We start from the raw sequence: 19,355 nt of genomic DNA, 5'->3' as shown, positions 1-19,355 counted from the left end.
GCGATCGCCCTGCTCGCCGGCGGGGCGATACGGACGATCGGAGCGCTCACCGGCGGGGCGGGCAGGACGCTCCGGGGTGCGGTCGTCCCAACGCGTGTTGCGCGCGGGGCGCTCGTCCTTCGACCGGAACGGCGGGCGACCGCCGCTCGACGGGCGGTCGGAACGCGCGCCAGCTGGCCGGTACGGACGGTCTCCGCCCCGCGAAGCTCCGGACGGCCCACCGCTGCGGGCACCGCCTCGGCCGCGCCCGTCGGAGCCTGCTGAACCGCTCGCGTTGCCGGCGTCGTTGTTCACGTGTCTTCCCCTCATCGTCCTGCGTCGTTCCATGATCTCATTTACCGCTGGCGCGAAGCACATCGTCGCGCCGAAGGAGCACTGGCCCCGGCGGGGCGATCTCTCGCCCCGCGGGCCACACGATCTCGCGCTGCTTGGCGCAAGAGAAATAGAAAGAGCCACCCCATTGGGGTGGCTCCTTCTGTAATGGTTGTCCGGCGGCGACCTACTCTCCCACACAGTCTCCCGTGCAGTACCATCGGCGCAGAGGGGCTTAGCTTCCGGGTTCGGAATGGGACCGGGCGTTTCCCCCTCGCTATGACCGCCGTAACTCTATGGAGATATCAGGTTGCGGTGTTTTCCCGACCGTATCTCGGGAACCGCACAGTGGACGCGACAGCATTGTGTAAGTGTGTCAAGTTATCGGCTTATTAGTACCGGTCAGCTTCACGGGTCTTTAGTCCCCGCTTCCACATCCGGCCTATCTACCCAGTGGTCTAGCTGGGAGCCTCTCGGGATGAATCCCGTGGAAACCTCATCTTGAAGCAGGCTTCCCGCTTAGATGCTTTCAGCGGTTATCCCTTCCGAACGTAGCTAACCAGCCGTGCTCCTGGCGGAACAACTGGCACACCAGAGGTTCGTCCGTCCCGGTCCTCTCGTACTAGGGACAGCCCTTCTCAAGTTTCCTGCGCGCGCAGCGGATAGGGACCGAACTGTCTCACGACGTTCTAAACCCAGCTCGCGTACCGCTTTAATGGGCGAACAGCCCAACCCTTGGGACCTACTCCAGCCCCAGGATGCGACGAGCCGACATCGAGGTGCCAAACCATGCCGTCGATATGGACTCTTGGGCAAGATCAGCCTGTTATCCCCGGGGTACCTTTTATCCGTTGAGCGACGGCGCTTCCACAAGCCACCGCCGGATCACTAGTTCCGACTTTCGTCCCTGCTCGACCTGTCAGTCTCACAGTCAAGCTCCCTTGTGCACTTGCACTCGACACCTGATTGCCAACCAGGCTGAGGGAACCTTTGAGCGCCTCCGTTACATTTTAGGAGGCAACCGCCCCAGTTAAACTACCCATCAGGCACTGTCCCTGATCCGGATTACGGACCGAGGTTAGATATCCAGAGCGACCAGAGTGGTATTTCAACGTTGACTCCACCGACACTGGCGTGCCGGCTTCACAGTCTCCCACCTATCCTACACAAGCCGCACCGAACACCAATACCAAACTATAGTAAAGGTCCCGGGGTCTTTCCGTCCTGCTGCGCGTAACGAGCATCTTTACTCGTAGTGCAATTTCGCCGAGTTCACGGTTGAGACAGCGGAGAAGTCGTTACGCCATTCGTGCAGGTCGGAACTTACCCGACAAGGAATTTCGCTACCTTAGGATGGTTATAGTTACCACCGCCGTTTACTGGGGCTTAAATTCTGAGCTTCGCCTTGCGGCTGACCCGTCCTCTTAACCTTCCAGCACCGGGCAGGCGTCAGTCCGTATACATCGTCTTGCGACTTCGCACGGACCTGTGTTTTTAGTAAACAGTCGCTTCTCCCTGGTCTCTGCGGCCTTCGAACGCTTCCCCAGCTAGTGGGTTCACGCCTCAGGCCCCCCTTCTCCCGAAGTTACGGGGCATTTTGCCGAGTTCCTTAACCATGATTCTCTCGATCACCTTAGTATTCTCTACCTGATCACCTGAGTCGGTTTAGGGTACGGGCGGCTAGAATCTCGCGTCGAGGCTTTTCTTGGCAGCATAGGATCACTCAATCATCCCGCATAAGCGGTCACCATCAGTTCTCAGGCTTCACGAGAGGCGGATTTGCCTACCTCTCACCCTACGACCTTAGACGTGGACTACCATCGCCACGCTGAGCTACCTTCCTGCGTCACCCCTGTTAATACGCTTACCTAATACCGGTTCGGTTCGCACGCTCCCCCGTCACGTCCCCGAAGGGATCTAGACGGCTTCAGGTGCTTAGCATCACCGGGCTCGGTATGGGCGATTCTTCGCCGGTACGGGAATATCAACCCGTTGTCCATCGACTACGCCTGTCGGCCTCGCCTTAGGTCCCGACTTACCCAGGGCGGATTAGCCTGGCCCTGGAACCCTTGATCATTCGGCGGACGGGTTTCTCACCCGTCTTTCGCTACTCATGCCTGCATTCTCACTCGTGTGGGCTCCACCACTGGGTTACCCCGCAGCTTCACTGCCCACACGACGCTCCCCTACCCATCCAGACACCTGGACCACGAAGGCCTGGTTATTATCTGAATGCCACAGCTTCGGCGGTATGCTTGAGCCCCGCTACATTGTCGGCGCGGAATCACTTGACCAGTGAGCTATTACGCACTCTTTCAAGGGTGGCTGCTTCTAAGCCAACCTCCTGGTTGTCTGTGCAACTCCACATCCTTTCCCACTTAGCATACGCTTGGGGGCCTTAGCTGGTGGTCTGGGCTGTTTCCCTCTCGACAAAGGAGCTTATCCCCCGCAGTCTCACTGCCACGCTCTCACTTACCGGCATTCGGAGTTTGGCTAACATCAGTAACCTTGTAGGGCCCATCCGCTATCCAGTAGCTCTACCTCCGGCAAGAAACACGTGACGCTGCACCTAAATGCATTTCGGGGAGAACCAGCTATCACGGAGTTTGATTGGCCTTTCACCCCTAACCACAGGTCATCCCCTCGGTTTTCAACCCAAGTGGGTTCGGTCCTCCACGCGGTCTTACCCGCGCTTCAACCTGCCCATGGCTAGATCACTCCGCTTCGGGTCTAGAGCATGCGACTGAATCGCCCTGTTCGGACTCGCTTTCGCTACGGCTTCCCCACACGGGTTAACCTCGCCACATACCACTAACTCGCAGGCTCATTCTTCAAAAGGCACGCTGTCACCCCTGCTAGGGAGGCTCCAACGGATTGTAGGCACACGGTTTCAGGTACTATTTCACTCCCCTCCCGGGGTACTTTTCACCTTTCCCTCACGGTACTTGTCCGCTATCGGTCACTAGGTAGTATTTAGGCTTAGACAGTGGTCTGTCCAGATTCACACGGGATTTCTCGGGCCCCGTGCTACTTGGGATCCCCTTCGGGAGGCCACGCCATTTCGTCTACGGGGGTCACACCCTCTGTGCCGGGCCTTTCAATGCCCTTCGACTATGACGCGACTTTCTGACTCCCTGCTCATTGGGCAGAATGAACTGAAAGGTCCCACAACCCCGACTACGCAACGCCTGCCAGCTTTAACACGCAATCGGTTTGGCCTGTTCCGCTTTCGCTCGCCACTACTCACGGAATATCTCTTCCTGTCGGTACTGAGATGTTTCACTTCCCGACGTTCCCTCCACACACCCTATATATTCAGGTGCGGGTCACTGGACATGACTCCAGCGGGGTTTCCCCATTCGGAGATCCTCGGATCACGGTTCGTTTGCCAACTCCCCGAGGCTTATCGCAGGCTACAACGTCCTTCTTCGGCTCCTAGTGCCAAGGCATCCACCATGTGCCCTTAAAAACTTGACCACAATAATTCTTACAAAGATGCTCGCGTCCACTGTGCAGTTCTCAAGCTACGGGCGGTCCCACACATATCCCCGAACCGACTCATTGCGCTCCCACCGAAGTAGAAGAGGCGAGCCGGTTTTGCCGGGTTCCGTGTGATCCGCTAGCAGTCACCCTCCCCAGAACTCGAGGAGCACGTGACCTGACGAAACAAGCTTTCGCTCGTTCCCTCAGGACCCAGCAGCGTGCCAAGACCTCTCACCCCACTGGCGACCAGCAACTTTCCTTCCCCCGAACGAGCCGGCAGGAGTACTCGCCACCGATCACCGAAGCGATCAGCCATAGTCGATGTTCCACCCGTGAGCACTGCCCCCGACGCGTTCGGCCGAGGCACAGGCCTGGACAAACCCACCCACCCACTACAGGCGAGCAACGCTGCCAGAGCTCCTTAGAAAGGAGGTGATCCAGCCGCACCTTCCGGTACGGCTACCTTGTTACGACTTAGTCCCAATCGCCAGTCCCACCTTCGACAGCTCCCTCCCCACAAGTGAGGTTGGGCCACCGGCTTCGGGTGTTACCGACTTTCGTGACTTGACGGGCGGTGTGTACAAGGCCCGGGAACGTATTCACCGCAGCGTTGCTGATCTGCGATTACTAGCGACTCCGACTTCATGGGGTCGAGTTGCAGACCCCAATCCGAACTGAGACCGGCTTTTTGGGATTCGCTCCACCTTGCGGTATCGCAGCCCTTTGTACCGGCCATTGTAGCATGCGTGAAGCCCAAGACATAAGGGGCATGATGATTTGACGTCATCCCCACCTTCCTCCGAGTTGACCCCGGCAGTCTCCTATGAGTCCCCGGCATGACCCGCTGGCAACATAGGACGAGGGTTGCGCTCGTTGCGGGACTTAACCCAACATCTCACGACACGAGCTGACGACAACCATGCACCACCTGTATACCGACCTTGCGGGGAGCACATCTCTGCACTTTTCCGGTATATGTCAAGCCTTGGTAAGGTTCTTCGCGTTGCATCGAATTAATCCGCATGCTCCGCCGCTTGTGCGGGCCCCCGTCAATTTCTTTGAGTTTTAGCCTTGCGGCCGTACTCCCCAGGCGGGGCACTTAATGCGTTAGCTGCGGCACGGAGCTCGTGGAATGAGCCCCACACCTAGTGCCCAACGTTTACGGCATGGACTACCAGGGTATCTAATCCTGTTCGCTCCCCATGCTTTCGCTCCTCAGCGTCAGTTGCGGCCCAGAGACCTGCCTTCGCCATCGGTGTTCCTCCTGATATCTGCGCATTCCACCGCTACACCAGGAATTCCAGTCTCCCCTACCGCACTCTAGTCTGCCCGTATCCACTGCAAGCCCGAGGTTGAGCCTCGAGTTTTCACAACAGACGCGACAGACCGCCTACGAGCTCTTTACGCCCAATAATTCCGGACAACGCTTGCGCCCTACGTATTACCGCGGCTGCTGGCACGTAGTTAGCCGGCGCTTCTTCTGCAGGTACCGTCACTTTCGCTTCTTCCCTGCTGAAAGAGGTTTACAACCCGAAGGCCTTCATCCCTCACGCGGCGTCGCTGCATCAGGCTTTCGCCCATTGTGCAATATTCCCCACTGCTGCCTCCCGTAGGAGTCTGGGCCGTATCTCAGTCCCAGTGTGGCCGGTCGCCCTCTCAGGCCGGCTACCCGTCGTCGCCTTGGTGAGCCATTACCTCACCAACTAGCTGATAGGCCGCGAGTCCATCCCAGACCGATAAATCTTTCCAGACGCTCCCCATGCGAGGACGTCTCATATCCGGTATTAGCTCCGATTTCCCGAAGTTATCCCAGAGTCTGGGGCAGGTTACTCACGTGTTACTCACCCGTTCGCCACTGATCAGCTGAAGCAAGCTCCAGCGTCACCGTTCGACTTGCATGTGTTAAGCACGCCGCCAGCGTTCGTCCTGAGCCAGAATCAAACTCTCCGTAAATGTCTATTAGCCCCTCACCACCGAAGCAGCAAGGAAACCGACAACACGAAATGACCCCCGAAGGGACCAGTTGAACTGACCAAAATAAAGACACCCACCACCGAAGCGGTGAACGCTCGCAATTTAGCCAATATAAATCCACCGAACCACCCCGACCAGATCAAAGACCTGGACGAAGCAACCGATGAACCAAATGGCATCGACTACTATATTTGGCACGCTGTTGAGTTCTCAAGGAACGACCGCGCATCGCTTTCGGCCTTTCAACCGGCTGCGAGGCAACTGTTCTAACTTACCCGAACTTCCCCGTCCGACCAAATCCGCATTCCCAGCGAATCTTTCGAAACCAATGAGTTCGACTCCCGCAACAATACCCGACGCAAGGAGCGCCCGATAACAATTGACTTGGGGTGGTTACCTTCCGGGACCAGCCACCGTCTCGCGCTCCGAAGCGCTGCGGTGTCCGTTCCTCCCTGCTGGGCAACATCGAGAAGAGTACGCACACTCTCCAGGTGCGTCAAATCGCGCCCCGGACGGCCCAAGGAGCGGCCCGGTCAGCGCTTCGCGTCGACGACCGCGAGCGTGCGCTTCCCGCGGCGCAGCACAGCCCAGCGACCGTGCAGGAGGTCGCTCGGCGCGAGCGCCGCCGCCTCGTCCACGATCTTGACGTTGTTCACGGAGGCCCCGCCCTCGGCGATCGCGCGCCGGGCTGCCGCCTTGCTCGGGACCACTCCGGTGGCGGCGAGGAGGTCGACGAGTAGATCGCCGGCGCCGCCCGCCGCGGTCGGCAGCTCGGCGACGGCAGCCGCCGTCGTCGGCTCGTCGAGATCACGCAGCTCACCGCGACCGAACAGCGCCGCGCTGGCCGCGACCACCTTGTCGGCCGCCGCGCGTCCGTGCACGAGCGCGGTGACGTCGAAGGCGAGCGCGCGCTGCGCCTCGCGGGCCGCCGGACGCTCGGCCACGGACTGCTCCAGCTCCGCGATCTGGTCCCGCGTGCGGTAGGTGAAGATCTTCAGGTATCCCACGACGTCGGCGTCGTCGGCGTTGAGCCAGAACTGGTAGAAGGCGTACGGGCTCGTCATCTCGGGGTCGAGCCACACGGTGCCGGTCTCGGTCTTGCCGAACTTGGTCCCGTCCGCCTTGGTGATCAGCGGCGTCGTCAGGGCGTGCGCGGAGACGCGCTCGACCTTGTGGATCAGCTCGACCCCGGAGAGCAGGTTGCCCCACTGGTCGTTGCCGCCGGTCTGCAGGGTCGCGCCGTACCGCCGGTTCAGCTCGAGGAAGTCCATCCCCTGCAGGATCTGGTAGCTGAACTCGGTGAAGCTGATGCCCTGCTCGCTGTTCAGACGACGCGCGACGGTGTCCTTCGCGAGCATGGTGCCCAGGCGGTAGTGCTTGCCGATGTCGCGCAGGAAGTCGATCGCCGACATCGGTGCGGTCCAGTCGAGGTTGTTCACCATGCGCGCGGCAGCGGGACCCTCGAAGTCGAGCAGGGGCTCGATCTGCCGCCGGATCCGGTCCACCCACTGCGCCACGACCTCCGGCGGGTTGAGCGTGCGCTCCCCCACCATCTTCGGGTCGCCGATCAGCCCGGTCGCCCCGCCGACCAGCGCGAGCGGCTTGTGCCCGGCCAGCTGCAGCCGGTGCACGGTGAGGACCTGGACGAGGTTGCCGATGTGCAGGCTCGGGGCGGTGGGGTCGAAGCCGCAGTAGAACGTGACCGGCCCGCCCGCCAGGGCGGCGCGTAGCGCCTCGACGTCCGTGGTCTGGGCCACGAGCCCGCGCCACTGCAGTTCGTCCAGGACGTCACTCACGTAGATCCTCCTCGTCGTGCGGCCGCCGCAGCGAACTGGCGGTGTCGGGGCGAGTCTGCCGCACCTGGCCGCGCACCCGGGCATCGCGCCCCGGCGACGCGGCTCGAGGGCCCCCGGCGCGGAAGTCGGAGACCGTGGGCTCGTCGGCCAGCCAGAACCGCCAGCCGAACCGGGCGCCGTCGGCCCCCGGGCCGCTCACCCCGACCCGGGGCCCGCTCCGGACCGTCCCCGCGGTCGGTCCACCGGCCAGGTGCACGACGACGACCCCGCCCGGGTCGACGACGTCCGTCCCGTCCAGCGTCAGGTCGATGCCCAGCGCGACGGCGAGCCGCGCGGGCCCCCGGGCGAGGTCGCGGTCCGTGCGCGCCACCCCGGCGAGAGTCCGCCGGGCGCGCGCCAGGTTCCGCCCGTCGGTCACCTCGCCGGCCCGCAGCAGGACCGCTGCCGCCTCGCCGTGCGGGCCGCACACGACGTTGGCGCACGCGTGGATGCCGAGGTGGCGGTAGACGTAGAGCCTGCCCGGCGCTCCGAACATCGTGGCGTTGCGTGCGCTCGGGCCCCGGAACGCGTGGGACGCCGGGTCCGCAGCGCCGCGGTATGCCTCGACCTCGGTGAGCCGCACGGTCACCGGCCCGTCGGCATGAGTCGTGGTGATGAGTGCGCCGAGCAGGCCGTGGGCGACGTGGAGCACGTCCCGCTCGAACCAGGCCCGGGTCGCGACCTGCCTCGTCATCGCGGCAACCCGCCCCACGTCGTGGTGTCGACGATCTCGTCGGCGCGGGACCGGGTCTCGTCGGCGAGGAAGTGGGCGGCCTCGTCGTGCGCCCAGCCCGACCAGTGCGCACGGTCGGCCTCGCCGCCGCGCGCGAGCCAACGAGCCAGCCGCACGTCCGCCGGCGCCTCGACCCACACCCGCAGCACCGCCACCGGGTCCACGGCGCGGCGGGCCGAGCCACAGCCCTCGAGCACGAGGAAGTCCGCAGCGGGGACGTCGTGCCACTCGGCGAACTCCTGCGCGATCCAGTCGTAGCGCCGGTACCGGCCTGGCCGGCCGGCGGCCAGCGGCTCCAGGACCCACTCCTGGAGCCGCGGCAGCATCCCGACGAGCCCGCCCCAACCGTCGAGCAGGTCGTCGACGTGCAGCACCTGCGCGCCCAGCGCGACCCCGAGGCGGTCCGCCAGGGTGGTCTTGCCGGAACCGGCCGGGCCGTCGACGCACACGAGCCGGACACCGCCGAGCCGGGGTGCGCTCCCCCGGACTCGCGCGGCCAGTCGGTCGAGCAGAGCGGGTACCGCCTCGTGGGTCATCGCGGCCGGGTCAGCCCCGCGACCAGATCCGCAGCTCCGACGCGCGCGCTCGCGCCCGCCCGAGCTGCTCGGCGACGCGCACCGGAGCGGTGCCGCCGAAGGACGACCGCGACGCGAGCGACCCCTCGACCGTCAGGACGTCGCGCACGGCCGGCGTGAGGTGCGCCGAGATGCCGGCGAGCTCGGCGTCCGACAGGTCCCACAGCTCGATGCCGCGGTCCTCGCACTCGCGCACGCACGCCCCGGCCAGCTCATGCGCGACCCGGAACGGGACGCCCTGGCGCACGAGCCACTCGGCGATGTCCGTCGCGAGCGAGAAGCCCTGCGGCGCGAGCTCGGCCATCCGACCGGTGTCGAACGTGAGCGTGGCGACCATGCCCGCGAACGCGGGAAGCAGGAGCGCGAGCGTGTCGATCTGGTCGAACACCGGCTCCTTGTCCTCCTGCAGGTCGCGGTTGTACGCGAGCGGCAGGCCCTTGAGCGTCGACAGCAGCCCGGTGAGGTCGCCGATCATGCGACCCGCCTTGCCCCGGGCCAGCTCGGCGACGTCGGGGTTCTTCTTCTGCGGCATGATGCTCGACCCCGTGGAGTACGCGTCGTCGAGCCGCACGAAACCGAACTCCCGGGTCGCCCAGATGATGATCTCCTCGGCCAGCCGGGACAGGTCGACGCCGGTCATCGCGGCGACGAAGGCGAACTCCGCCACCACGTCGCGGCTCGCGGTGCCGTCGATCGAGTTCTCGACCGGACCGTCGAACCCGAGCTCGGCGGCGATCGCGGCCGGGTCGAGCCCGAGGGAGGATCCCGCCAGCGCGCCGGACCCGTAGGGCGACCGGGCCGCGCGCGCGTCCCAGTCCACCCAGCGCTCGACGTCGCGGAGCATCGGCCACGCGTGCGCGAGCAGGTGGTGCGCGAGCAGCACCGGCTGCGCGTGCTGCATGTGCGTGCGCCCCGGCATCGGCGCCTCGCCGTGCGCTGCAGCCTGGTCGACCAGCGCGTCCACGACGTCGAGCAGCAGGCCCGAGATGAGGCGAGCCTCCTCGCGCAGGTACATCCGCACGAGGGTGGCGACCTGGTCGTTGCGCGACCGGCCGGCCCGGAGCTTGCCGCCGAGGTCCACCCCGGCGCGGTCGAGCAGGCCGCGCTCGAGCGCGGTGTGCACGTCCTCGTCGCCCGGGTCGGGTCGGAAGGCGCCGCTGGCCACGTCGACGCGCAGCTTCTCGAGAGCGACCAGCATGGCGTCGAGCTCGGCGTCGGACAGGAGCCCGGCGCCGTGCAGCACGCGGGCGTGCGCGACCGACCCCGCGAGGTCGTGCCGCGCCAGCCGCCAGTCGAAGTGCGTGCTGAGCGAGAGCGCGGCGAGTGCCTCGGAGGGCCCGCCGGCGAAGCGGCCCCCCCAGAGGCTGACAGGCGCCTGGTCAGGCACCGGCGGTGACGTTCGTCGGGAGCGGCTTGACCGGGCTCAGGTCCACGCCGTTGCCGAACTTGACGTCGCGCGCGGCGGAGAGCTTCGCGGTGAGGCCGTAGATCTCGATGAAGCCCTTGGCCTGCGACTGGTCGAACGAGTCGCCGGTGTCGTAGGTCGCGAGGTTGAAGTCGTACAGGCTCGAGTCGCTGCGCCGGCCGCTGACGACGGCCCGGCCGCCGTGCAGCACGAGGCGCACGTCGCCCGAGACGTACCGCTGCGTGTCCTCGATGAACGTGTCGAGCGAGCGCTTGAGCGGCGAGAACCACATGCCGTCGTAGACCAGCTCGGTCCAGCGCTGGCCGACGGTCCGCTTGAACCGGGCCTGCTCACGCTCCACCGTGACGTTCTCCAGCTCCTGGTGCGCCGCGATGAGCGCGACGGCGCCGGGGGCCTCGTAGACCTCGCGCGACTTGATGCCGACGAGGCGGTCCTCGACGATGTCGATCCGGCCGATGCCCTGGGCACCGGCGCGGCGGTTCATCTCCTGGATGGCCTGCAGCGGGGTGACGGGGACGCCGTCGAGCGCGACGGGTACGCCCTGCTCGAACGTGATGATGACCTCGTCGGCGACCGGCGGGAACGTCGGGTCGTCGGTGTAGGTGTAGACGTCCTTGGTCGGCGAGTTCCAGATGTCCTCGAGGAACCCGGTCTCCACCGCGCGGCCCCACACGTTCTGGTCGATCGAGAACGGGTTGTGCTTGGTGGTCTCGATCGGCAGCGCGTGCCGCGTGGCGTACTCGATGGCCTTGTCCCGCGTGAGGGCGAGGTCGCGCACCGGGGCGATGCACTTGAGGTCGGGTGCGAGCGAGGTGATGCCCACCTCGAACCGGACCTGGTCGTTGCCCTTGCCGGTGCAGCCGTGCGCGACGGTGGTCGCGCCGAACTGGCGTGCGGCCCGCACGAGGTGCTTGACGATGACCGGGCGCGAGATCGCGGAGACGAGCGGGTAGCGGTCGAGGTACAGCGCGTTCGCCTTGAGGGCGGGCATGCAGTACTCGGTCGCGAACTCGTCGCGGGCGTCGGCCACGTAGGCCTCGACGGCGCCGCAGTCCAGCGCGCGCTGGCGGATGACGTTGAGGTCCTCGCCACCCTGGCCGACGTCGACGGCGACAGCGATCACCTCGGCCCCCGTGGCCTCGGCGATCCAACCGATGCCGACCGAGGTGTCGAGACCGCCGGAGTAGGCAAGGACGACGCGTTCTTTCATGGCACTTCTCTTTCGTCAGGGGTAGCGGAGGAAGTTGTGGTGGAGGCCAGGGCGAGGAACCTGGCCGCGAGCGCGCGTCCGCTCGATCCGGCGGAGGCGCTGTCGTTCTCGCGGGCGATCACGAGCACGGTGTCGTCGCCCGCGATGGTGCCGAGCACTCCGGGCATGACGGAGTGGTCGATCGCGGACGCGAAGAACTGGGCCGCTCCCGGCGGCGTACGGAGCACGACGAGATCACCCGAGGCGTCCGCGGTCACGAGCAGCTCGGCGCACAGGCGCGCGAGCCGGGCCGCGAGGTACTCCGTGTCGGCCGCGGGCTGGGGGCTGCGGTCGCCGCCCTCGGCCGGGACGGCGTAGGCCAGCGCGCCGGTCGCGGTGCGGATCTTCACGGCGCGCAGCTCGACCAGGTCGCGCGACAGCGTCGCCTGGGTGACCGACACGCCGGCCTCCGCGAGCGCGGCGGCGAGCTCGGACTGCGAGTGCACCGGGTACCGGGACAGCAGCGTGGCGATGAGCGCGTGCCGGGCCGCCTTGGTCGCCGGCACGCGGGCGGTGCCGACCAGGCCGGTACGCACCGCCCCCAGCGGGGTCGCGGCACTCATTGCTGCTCCAAGAGCCAGCAGAGCAGGGCCTTCTGGGCGTGCAGCCGGTTCTCGGCCTCGTCCCAGACGGCGGACTGCGGGCCGTCGATCACCTCGGCGGTGATCTCCTTGCCGCGGTACGCGGGCAGGCAGTGGAGCACGATCGCGTCCGGGGCCGCCAGCGCCAGCGCCGCGGCGTCCAGGCGGAACGGCACGAACGGCGCCTCCCGCGCGGCGGCCTCGGCCTCCTGCCCCATGGACACCCAGGTGTCGGTCGCCACGACGTCGACGCCCGCGAGCGCTTCCGAACGATCGTGCGTGACGAGGACCGAGCCACCGGTGGAGGCGGCGATCTCGACGGCGTCGGCCACCACCGCGGGGTCCGGCACGTGCGACGCAGGGGTGCCGATCCGGACGTGCATCCCCGCCGTCGCGCAACCGAGCAGGTACGAGGCGGCCATGTTGTTGGCGCCGTCCCCGACATACCCCAACGTCAGGCCGGGCAAGGCGTCGACGCCGCCCTGCTTGGCGCGGTACTGGGCGATCGTGAGCAGGTCCGCGAGCACCTGGCAGGGGTGGAACTGGTCGGTGAGCGCGTTGACGACCGGGATGCTGACGTGCGCGGCCATCTCCTCCAGGCGCCCCTGGCCGTACGTGCGCCAGACGATCGCCGAGACCATGCCACCGAGCACCTTGGCGGTGTCCGAGATCGACTCCCGCACCCCGATCCCGGCCAGCTTGCCGTCGACGAGCATCGGGTAGCCGCCGAGCTCGGCGATCCCGACCGCGAACGAGACCTGGGTGCGCAGGGTCGGCTTGTCCAGGAGGACCGCCACCGCCCGGGGACCCGCCAGCGGCGTGCGGATGAACCGGTCGTCGCGGTAGGCCAGGGCGAGCTCGAGCACGTCGTGCTGCTCGCTCGGGGACAGGTCGTCGTCGCGCAGGAAGTGGCGGGTCATGCGGAGACCTCCCGGTCGGGGGCAGCGAGGTCGGGGACGGCTCCCAGGAAGGCGACGAAGTCGGCCGCCTGCTCGCGCGTGAGGATCAGCGGCGGCACGAGCCGCAGGGTCGTCGGGCGCACGGCGTTGACGATGAACCCGGCGTCGAGCGCGAGCGCGGCGACCTGCGGCGCGACGGGAGCGGCGAGCTCGACGGCGAGGAGCAGGCCGTTCCCGCGCGTCCCGGTCACGAGTGGCTGGTGCAGCGCGGCGATGCCCTGCTGGAGCAGCGCACCGATCTCGGTCGCGTGCGCCAGCAGCCCGTCCCGTTCGATGACGCCGATGGTGGCCAGGCCGGCCGCGGCCGCGACGGGGTTGCCGCCGAACGTCGTGCCGTGCTGGCCGCGGCCGAGAAGCGTCGCGGCATGCTCGCCGTACGCGATCGCGGCCCCGATCGGGAAGCCGCCGCCCAGGCCCTTGGCCAGCGTGACGACGTCAGGCACGATGCCGCCGCCGAGGTGCGCATGCTGGTGGGCGAGCCACTCGCCCGTGCGCCCCATGCCGGTCTGGACCTCGTCGATGACGAGCAGCGCCCCGTGCGCCGCGGTGAGCTCCCGGGCGCGGGCGAGGTAACCCGCGGGCAGCGGGCGCACGCCCGCCTCGCCCTGGATCGGCTCGACGAACAGCGCCGCGACGTCGTCGTCCATGGCGGCCTCGAGCGCCGCGGTGTCGCCGAAGGCGATGAACTCGACGCCGCCCGGGAGCGGCTCGAACGGCGCGCGGTAGGCGGCCTTGTGGGTCAGCGCGAGCGCGCCCATCGTGCGGCCGTGGAACGAGCCCTCGAGCGCGAGGATCCGGGGGCGGCCGGTGCGGCGCGCCATCTTGAACGCGGCCTCGTTGGCCTCGGTGCCGGAGTTGGTGAAGAACACGCGGGAGCCCTCGCCGGCGCGGGCGAGGGCGAGCAGCCGTTCCGCGAGCGCGATCTGGGTCGGCGTGCCGAAGAAGTTCGAGACGTGCCCGAGCGTGCCGAGCTGGGCGGAGATGGCCGCCGTCAGCGTCGGGTGGGCGTGGCCGAGCGCGTTGACGGCGATGCCCGCGAGCAGGTCGAGGTAGCGCTTGCCGTCCGCGTCCCAGACGTACGCCCCCTCACCGCGCACGAGCACGCACTGCGGCGGGCCGAACGTGTCCATCACGGCGTGCGAGTAGCGCTCGGTCCAGTGCGCCCCCGAGTCGGGGGTGGTCAGGACGCTCGTTGATGTCGCGAGATCTCCGGCGGACGTCATGAGCGCACCTCGGGTGTGATGATCGGCATGGCTGCGGTGAAGGGTGAGGGCGACGGCTCGTCGTCGGGCAGCACCATGGTCCCGATGCCCCCCGAGGTGAACACCTCAACGAGGATCGCGTGCGCCTCGCGGCCGTCGATGACGTGCGCCCGGCCGACGCCGCCGGTGACGGCGCGCCAGCAGGCCTCCATCTTCGGGCGCATGCCGCTGTCCAGGTTCGGCAGCAGCTGGGCGAGCGCGCTGGCGCGGATGCGCCGGACGAGCGTGGTGCGGTCCGGCCAGCTCGTGTACAGGCCCTCGACGTCGGTCAGGACGATGAGCTTGCGCGCCCCGAGCGCGACCGCCAGCGCCGCGGCGGCGGTGTCCGCGTTGACGTTGAGCACCTGGGTCGGGTCGTCGATGTCGGGGGCGACGGTCGAGACCACCGGGATGCGACCGGCGTCGAGCAGATCGAGCACCGCGCCGGGGTTGACGCCGACGACATCGCCGACCAGGCCGATGTCGACCGGGCGGCCGTCGATGATCGCGGGGCGACGGCTCGCCTGGAGCAGCCCGCCGTCCTCGCCCGAGAGCCCGACGGCGTAGGGGCCGTGCGCGTTGATCAGCCCGACGAGCTCGCGCGAGACCTGACCCGTCAGGACCATCCGGACGACGTCCATCGTCTCGGGGGTGGTGACACGCAGGCCGTTGCGGAACTCGCTCTCGATCCCGAGCCGGTCGAGCATCGTGTTGATCTGCGGCCCGCCGCCGTGCACGACGACCGGGCGCAGGCCGACCTGCTTGAGGAACACCATGTCCTGGGCGAACGCACGCTTGAGCGTGTCGTCGGTCATCGCGTTGCCGCCGTACTTGATCACGACGAGCGCGCCCGAGAACCGCTGCAGCCACGGCAGGGCCTCGATGAGGACCTCGGCCTTCTGGTGCTCGTTGAGGTCCCGCCGGGTGTCGAAGTCACCCAGGTCAGCGAGGGTGCTCATGACGCGTACGCGCTGTTCTCGTGGACGTAGTCGTGGGTGAGGTCGTTGCTCCACACCGTGGCCCGTGCGTCGCCGGCGTGCAGGTCGATCTCCACGTGCACCTCGCGGGCCGACGCGAGGTCGACGAGCGAGCGATCGGCACCCACCCCGCCGCCGCGGCAGATCTGCACGCCGTTGATCGACACGTCGAGCTGGTCGGCCTCGTAGGGCGCGACGTCGACGGGCACCGTGCCGACGGCGGCGAGCACGCGACCCCAGTTCGGGTCGTTGCCGAACACGGCCGCCTTGAACAGGTTGGACCGGGTCACGGCGCGCGCGACGGCGACGGCGGCGTGCTCGGTGGTGGCGTTGACGACGCTCACCGCGATGTCGTGGCTCGCGCCCTCGGCGTCGGCCACCATCGCGCGGGCCAGGGACGCGCACGCGGCGGTGACGGCGGCGGTCAGCTCCGCGAGGCTCACGACGACGCCGCTCGCCCCGCTCACGAGCAGCGCGACGGTGTCGTTCGTGGACATGCAGCCGTCGGAGTCGACGCGGTCGAAGGTCGCGGCCGTCGCGGCACGCAGCGCCGCATCGGCGGTCGCGGCGTCCACGGACGCGTCGGTGGTCAGCACGCAGAGCATCGTGGCCAGGCCCGGCGCGAGCATGCCGGCGCCCTTGGCCATCCCGCCCACGGACCACGGCCGGCCGTCCGCGCCCACGCGGTCGAGGGCGACGGTCTTGGGCACGGTGTCGGTGGTCATGATCGCGGTGGCTGCGGCGGGGCCGCCGTCGCCGGCCAGCTCGGGTGCGGCGGCGGTGATCCCGGCGAGCAGGACGCCCATCGCCAGCCGCTCCCCGATGAGACCGGTCGAGCACACCAGGACGTCCCCGGCCGACAGGCCGAGCGCTGCGGCGGTGTGCTCGGCGGTCCGGTGCGTGTCCGCGAACCCCTCGGGCCCGGTGCACGCGTTGGCGCCCCCGGAGTTCAGCACGATCGCCTGGGCGACGCCGTCGGCCACGGCCTGGCGCGACCAGACGACGGGCGCGGCCTGGACCCGGTTGGAGGTGAAGACGGCAGCCGCGACCCGCAGCGGGCCGTCGTTGACGACGAGCGCGAGGTCGGGCCGACCCGAGGTCTTGAGCCCGGCGGTCACGCCGGCGGCCCGGAAGCCCCGGGGATGGGTGACGGTCACGGTGCGACTCCGTTCATGGTGAGGCCGAGCGTCTCGGGCAGGCCGAGGGCGAGGTTGAGGGACTGCAGCGCCCCGCCGGCGGTGCCCTTGACGAGGTTGTCGATGGCGGTGACGGTCACGACCCGACCGGCACGCTCGTCGACCATGACCTGGACCAGGGCGGTGTTGGACCCGAGGGTCGCGGCGGTCGTGGGCCACAGCAGCCCTCGACCGGGGACGTGCGGGAGCAGGCGGACGAACGGCTCGTCGGCGTACGCGGCCTCCCAGGCCGCGCGGACCGTGGCCGCGCTGGTGCCGGGCACGAGGCGCGCCGTGGCCGTCGCGAGGATCCCGCGGGCCATGGGCACCAAGGTCGGGGTGAACGATATCCGCACGTCCGCGGCGCCGGCGACGCGCAGGTTCTGCTCGATCTCGGGGATGTGCCGGTGCACGCCGCCCACGCCGTACGGCTGGGCGGAGCCGAAGGCCTCGGCGGCCAGCAGGTGACCCTTGAGGGTCTTGCCGGCGCCCGAGTAGCCGTTCGCGAGCACGGCGACCAGGTCGTCCGGCTCGATCACGCCGGCAGCGATGCCCGGCTGCAGGCCGAGCGTCACCGCTGTCACGTTGCAGCCCGGGACGGCGATCCGGGTGGCGCCGACGAGCGCGGCCCGCTGGGTCTTGGCGGCACTCTCGCCGGCGTGCAGGAGCTCCGGCAGCCCGTAGGGCCAGCTCCCGGCGTAGCTGCCGCCGTAGAACTGAGCCCACGCGTGCGCGTCGGTCAGGCGGTGGTCGGCCCCGAGGTCGATGACGATCGTGTCGGCGCCGAGCTGGGCCGCGATCTCGCCCGAGGCTCCGTGCGGCAGCCCGAGGACGACGACGTCGTGGCCCGCGAGCGTCTGCGCGGAGGTCGGCTCGAGGATCCGATCGGCGATCTCGCGCAGGTGCGGGTGGTGCTCGCCGAGCGCCGAACCGGCGTTGGCGTGCGCGGTGAGGGTGCCGATGCGCGCCTCGGGGTGGCCGAGCAGGAGGCGAAGGGCCTCACCGCCGGCGTACCCACTGGCGCCGGCGACGGCTACGGAGAACGACATGTGCATGAACATACACGCGGGTGTAGATCAATACATAATCGCGTCGAGGGATGATCCGGGCGCCAGGGTAGGTTGCCGGAGCATGCGCGTAGTTCGAGCAATCTCCCCCGGCGGTCCCGAGGTCCTGTCCATCGTCGACGTTCCCGATCCCGTTGCGGGACCCGGCCAGCTGCTCGTGCGGGTCGCGGCCGCGGGGGTCAACTTCATCGACACCTACAAGCGCTCCGGGCTCTACCCGATGCACTTCCCCCACGTCGTGGGTGCCGAGGGAGCGGGCACGGTGGTGGCGATCGGCGCCGACGTCGTCGGGTTCGCCGCCGGTGACCGGGTCGCCTGGTGCGACGGGGCCGGCTCCTACGCCGAGCTCGTCGCGATCAGCGCCGACCGCGCCCTGGCCGTCCCGGCCGGCGTGAGCGACCTCGTGGCCGCGGCCCTGCCGCTGCAGGGGCTCACCGCGCACTACCTCGCCACCTCGACCTTCCCGGTCTCGGCCGGTCAGGACGTGCTCGTGCACGCGGGGGCGGGCGGCGTCGGGCTGCTGCTCACCCAGCTCGCCGTCGCGCGGGGCGCGCGCGTGATCACGACCGTCTCGACCCGCGCGAAGGAGGAGCTCTCCCGCGCGGCCGGCGCGAGCGACGTCGTGCGCTACACCGAGCTGGCGGACATCACGCGGGAGCTGCCGACGATCGTGCGCGACCTGACGGGCGGGGCGGGGGTCCACACCGTGTTCGACGGCGTCGGGCGCACCACGTTCGACGCCTCGCTCGCCTCCTTGCGGCGGCGCGGCGGGCTCGCCCTGTTCGGCGGCTCGTCCGGTCCGGTCCCACCGGTGGACCCGCAGCGGCTCAACGCGGCCGGGTCGGTCTACCTCACCCGACCGACACTCGGCCACTACATCGCCACGCGGGACGAGCTGGCTGCGCGCGCGGACGAGCTCTTCGCCGCGGTCACGGCCGGCTCGCTCGACGTCCGCGTCGGCGCCACCTTCTCGCTCACCGATGCCGCCCAGGCCCACCGCGCCCTCGAGGGGCGCGCCACCACCGGAAAGGTTCTCCTCGTCCCATGACGATCTCCTCCCCCTCAGCCCCGTCCACGACCCGGCTGCAGGTCGACGTCTGGTCGGACGTCGCATGCCCGTGGTGCTTCATCGGCAAGCGGCGGTTCGCGAGCGCGCTCGAACAGTTCGAGCACCGCGAGCACGTCGACGTCACGTGGCGCAGCTACGAGCTCGCGCCCGACGCCGAGGTCGGTTCGACCCTGACGGAGGCCGAGCTGCTCGTCGAGCGCAAGGGCATCCCGCTCGTCGCCGTGCAGGAGATGTTCGAGCAGGTGACCGCCATGGCGGCCGCCGAGGGCCTGGCGTACGACTTCGAGATCGTGCGGCCCGCGAACACATTCGACGCGCACCGGCTCATCCACCTGGCTGCGGCCGGCGGTCCCGGCGTCGCCGACGCCGTCGTCGAGGCGCTGATGACCGCCCACTTCAGCCACGGTGTCGCGATCGACGACCACGACGAGCTCGTCGCGATCGCCGAGCGCTGCGGGCTGAGCCCGGATGATGTCCGCGCCGCCCTCGCCGGAGACGAGACCGGGCAGGCCGCGGGCGCCGCGGTCCACGCCGACATCGACCAGGCCCGAGCCATCGGCATCACCGGCGTGCCGTTCTTCGCGTTCGACCGCCGGCTGGCGGTCTCCGGGGCCCAGAGCACCGAGCTGTTCGCGAGTGCGCTGAACCAGGCCTGGGCGGGTCTCGAGCCCGCCGCGGACCTCTCCTAGCGGCGCGCGC

At 68.3% G+C, this 19,355-nt stretch carries 13 protein-coding genes and 3 rRNA genes; 2 read left to right on the top strand and 14 right to left on the bottom strand.

The features are described from left to right. Positions 1–486: 486 nt before the first annotated feature. From rrf to argC, 14 genes are all read right to left on the bottom strand, one after another. A 5S ribosomal RNA gene (gene rrf / locus VTA80_RS18200) occupies positions 487–603 on the bottom strand. Positions 604–684: 81 nt separating this feature from the next. Next, a 23S ribosomal RNA gene (locus tag VTA80_RS18195) occupies positions 685–3,789 on the bottom strand. Positions 3,790–4,220: 431 nt separating this feature from the next. Next, positions 4,221–5,748 (bottom strand): 16S ribosomal RNA (locus tag VTA80_RS18190). The 16S, 23S and 5S rRNA genes sit together here, the layout of an rRNA operon. Before the next feature lie 554 nt (positions 5,749–6,302). Next, a complete protein-coding gene (gene tyrS, locus VTA80_RS18185) occupies positions 6,303–7,565 on the bottom strand; it encodes a tyrosine--tRNA ligase (RefSeq protein ID WP_407342489.1) in 1,263 nt (420 codons plus the stop codon). Further along, on the bottom strand, positions 7,558–8,298 hold the full coding sequence (locus tag VTA80_RS18180) for a DNA-3-methyladenine glycosylase (RefSeq protein WP_407342488.1): 741 nt from the start codon (positions 8,296–8,298) through the stop codon (positions 7,558–7,560). Before VTA80_RS18180 ends, tyrS begins: the two co-directional genes overlap by 8 nt. Then, positions 8,295–8,873, bottom strand: coding sequence for a uridine kinase (locus VTA80_RS18175; RefSeq protein WP_407342487.1), 579 nt, complete (start codon positions 8,871–8,873; stop codon positions 8,295–8,297). Before VTA80_RS18175 ends, VTA80_RS18180 begins: the two co-directional genes overlap by 4 nt. 10 nt (positions 8,874–8,883) lie before the next feature. Beyond that, on the bottom strand, positions 8,884–10,299 hold the full coding sequence (argH, locus tag VTA80_RS18170) for an argininosuccinate lyase (RefSeq protein WP_407342486.1): 1,416 nt from the start codon (positions 10,297–10,299) through the stop codon (positions 8,884–8,886). Next, a complete protein-coding gene (locus tag VTA80_RS18165; protein ID WP_407342485.1) occupies positions 10,292–11,548 on the bottom strand; it encodes an argininosuccinate synthase in 1,257 nt (418 codons plus the stop codon). The genes argH and VTA80_RS18165 overlap by 8 nt, the downstream gene beginning before the upstream one ends. Then, a complete protein-coding gene (locus VTA80_RS18160) occupies positions 11,545–12,150 on the bottom strand; it encodes an arginine repressor (protein ID WP_407342484.1) in 606 nt (201 codons plus the stop codon). The genes VTA80_RS18165 and VTA80_RS18160 overlap by 4 nt, the downstream gene beginning before the upstream one ends. Continuing rightward, positions 12,147–13,088, bottom strand: coding sequence for an ornithine carbamoyltransferase (argF, locus tag VTA80_RS18155; RefSeq protein ID WP_407342483.1), 942 nt, complete (start codon positions 13,086–13,088; stop codon positions 12,147–12,149). The genes VTA80_RS18160 and argF overlap by 4 nt, the downstream gene beginning before the upstream one ends. Beyond that, positions 13,085–14,350: an acetylornithine transaminase gene (locus VTA80_RS18150; protein WP_407342482.1), complete on the bottom strand. Its 1,266-nt coding sequence runs from the start codon at positions 14,348–14,350 to the stop codon at positions 13,085–13,087. The genes argF and VTA80_RS18150 overlap by 4 nt, the downstream gene beginning before the upstream one ends. Further along, the gene (argB, locus tag VTA80_RS18145; protein ID WP_407342481.1) at positions 14,347–15,327 is read right to left on the bottom strand and encodes an acetylglutamate kinase; all 981 of its coding nucleotides are present in this window, start codon (positions 15,325–15,327) and stop codon (positions 14,347–14,349) included. Before argB ends, VTA80_RS18150 begins: the two co-directional genes overlap by 4 nt. After that, entirely contained in the window at positions 15,324–16,502 is a 1,179-nt protein-coding gene (gene argJ, locus VTA80_RS18140; RefSeq protein WP_407342480.1) for a bifunctional glutamate N-acetyltransferase/amino-acid acetyltransferase ArgJ, read from the bottom strand. Before argJ ends, argB begins: the two co-directional genes overlap by 4 nt. Then, positions 16,499–17,569 carry an N-acetyl-gamma-glutamyl-phosphate reductase gene (gene argC / locus VTA80_RS18135; RefSeq protein ID WP_407342479.1) on the bottom strand — a complete coding sequence of 357 codons (1,071 nt, stop codon included), beginning with the start codon at positions 17,567–17,569 and terminating at the stop codon, positions 16,499–16,501. Before argC ends, argJ begins: the two co-directional genes overlap by 4 nt. A gap of 82 nt (positions 17,570–17,651) precedes the next feature. On the opposite strand from argC, the gene VTA80_RS18130 reads away from it, so the two are divergent. After that, positions 17,652–18,635, top strand: coding sequence for a quinone oxidoreductase family protein (locus tag VTA80_RS18130; RefSeq protein WP_407342478.1), 984 nt, complete (start codon positions 17,652–17,654; stop codon positions 18,633–18,635). After that, entirely contained in the window at positions 18,632–19,345 is a 714-nt protein-coding gene (locus tag VTA80_RS18125; protein ID WP_407342477.1) for a DsbA family oxidoreductase, read from the top strand. Before VTA80_RS18130 ends, VTA80_RS18125 begins: the two co-directional genes overlap by 4 nt. Positions 19,346–19,355 lie beyond the last annotated feature (10 nt).

The organism is Pengzhenrongella phosphoraccumulans, from assembly GCF_045689905.1.
Lineage (GTDB): Bacteria > Actinomycetota > Actinomycetes > Actinomycetales > Cellulomonadaceae > Pengzhenrongella > Pengzhenrongella phosphoraccumulans.
Note: the sequence above shows the minus strand (reverse complement) of the source record. Positions and strands in the feature narration are given on the sequence as shown.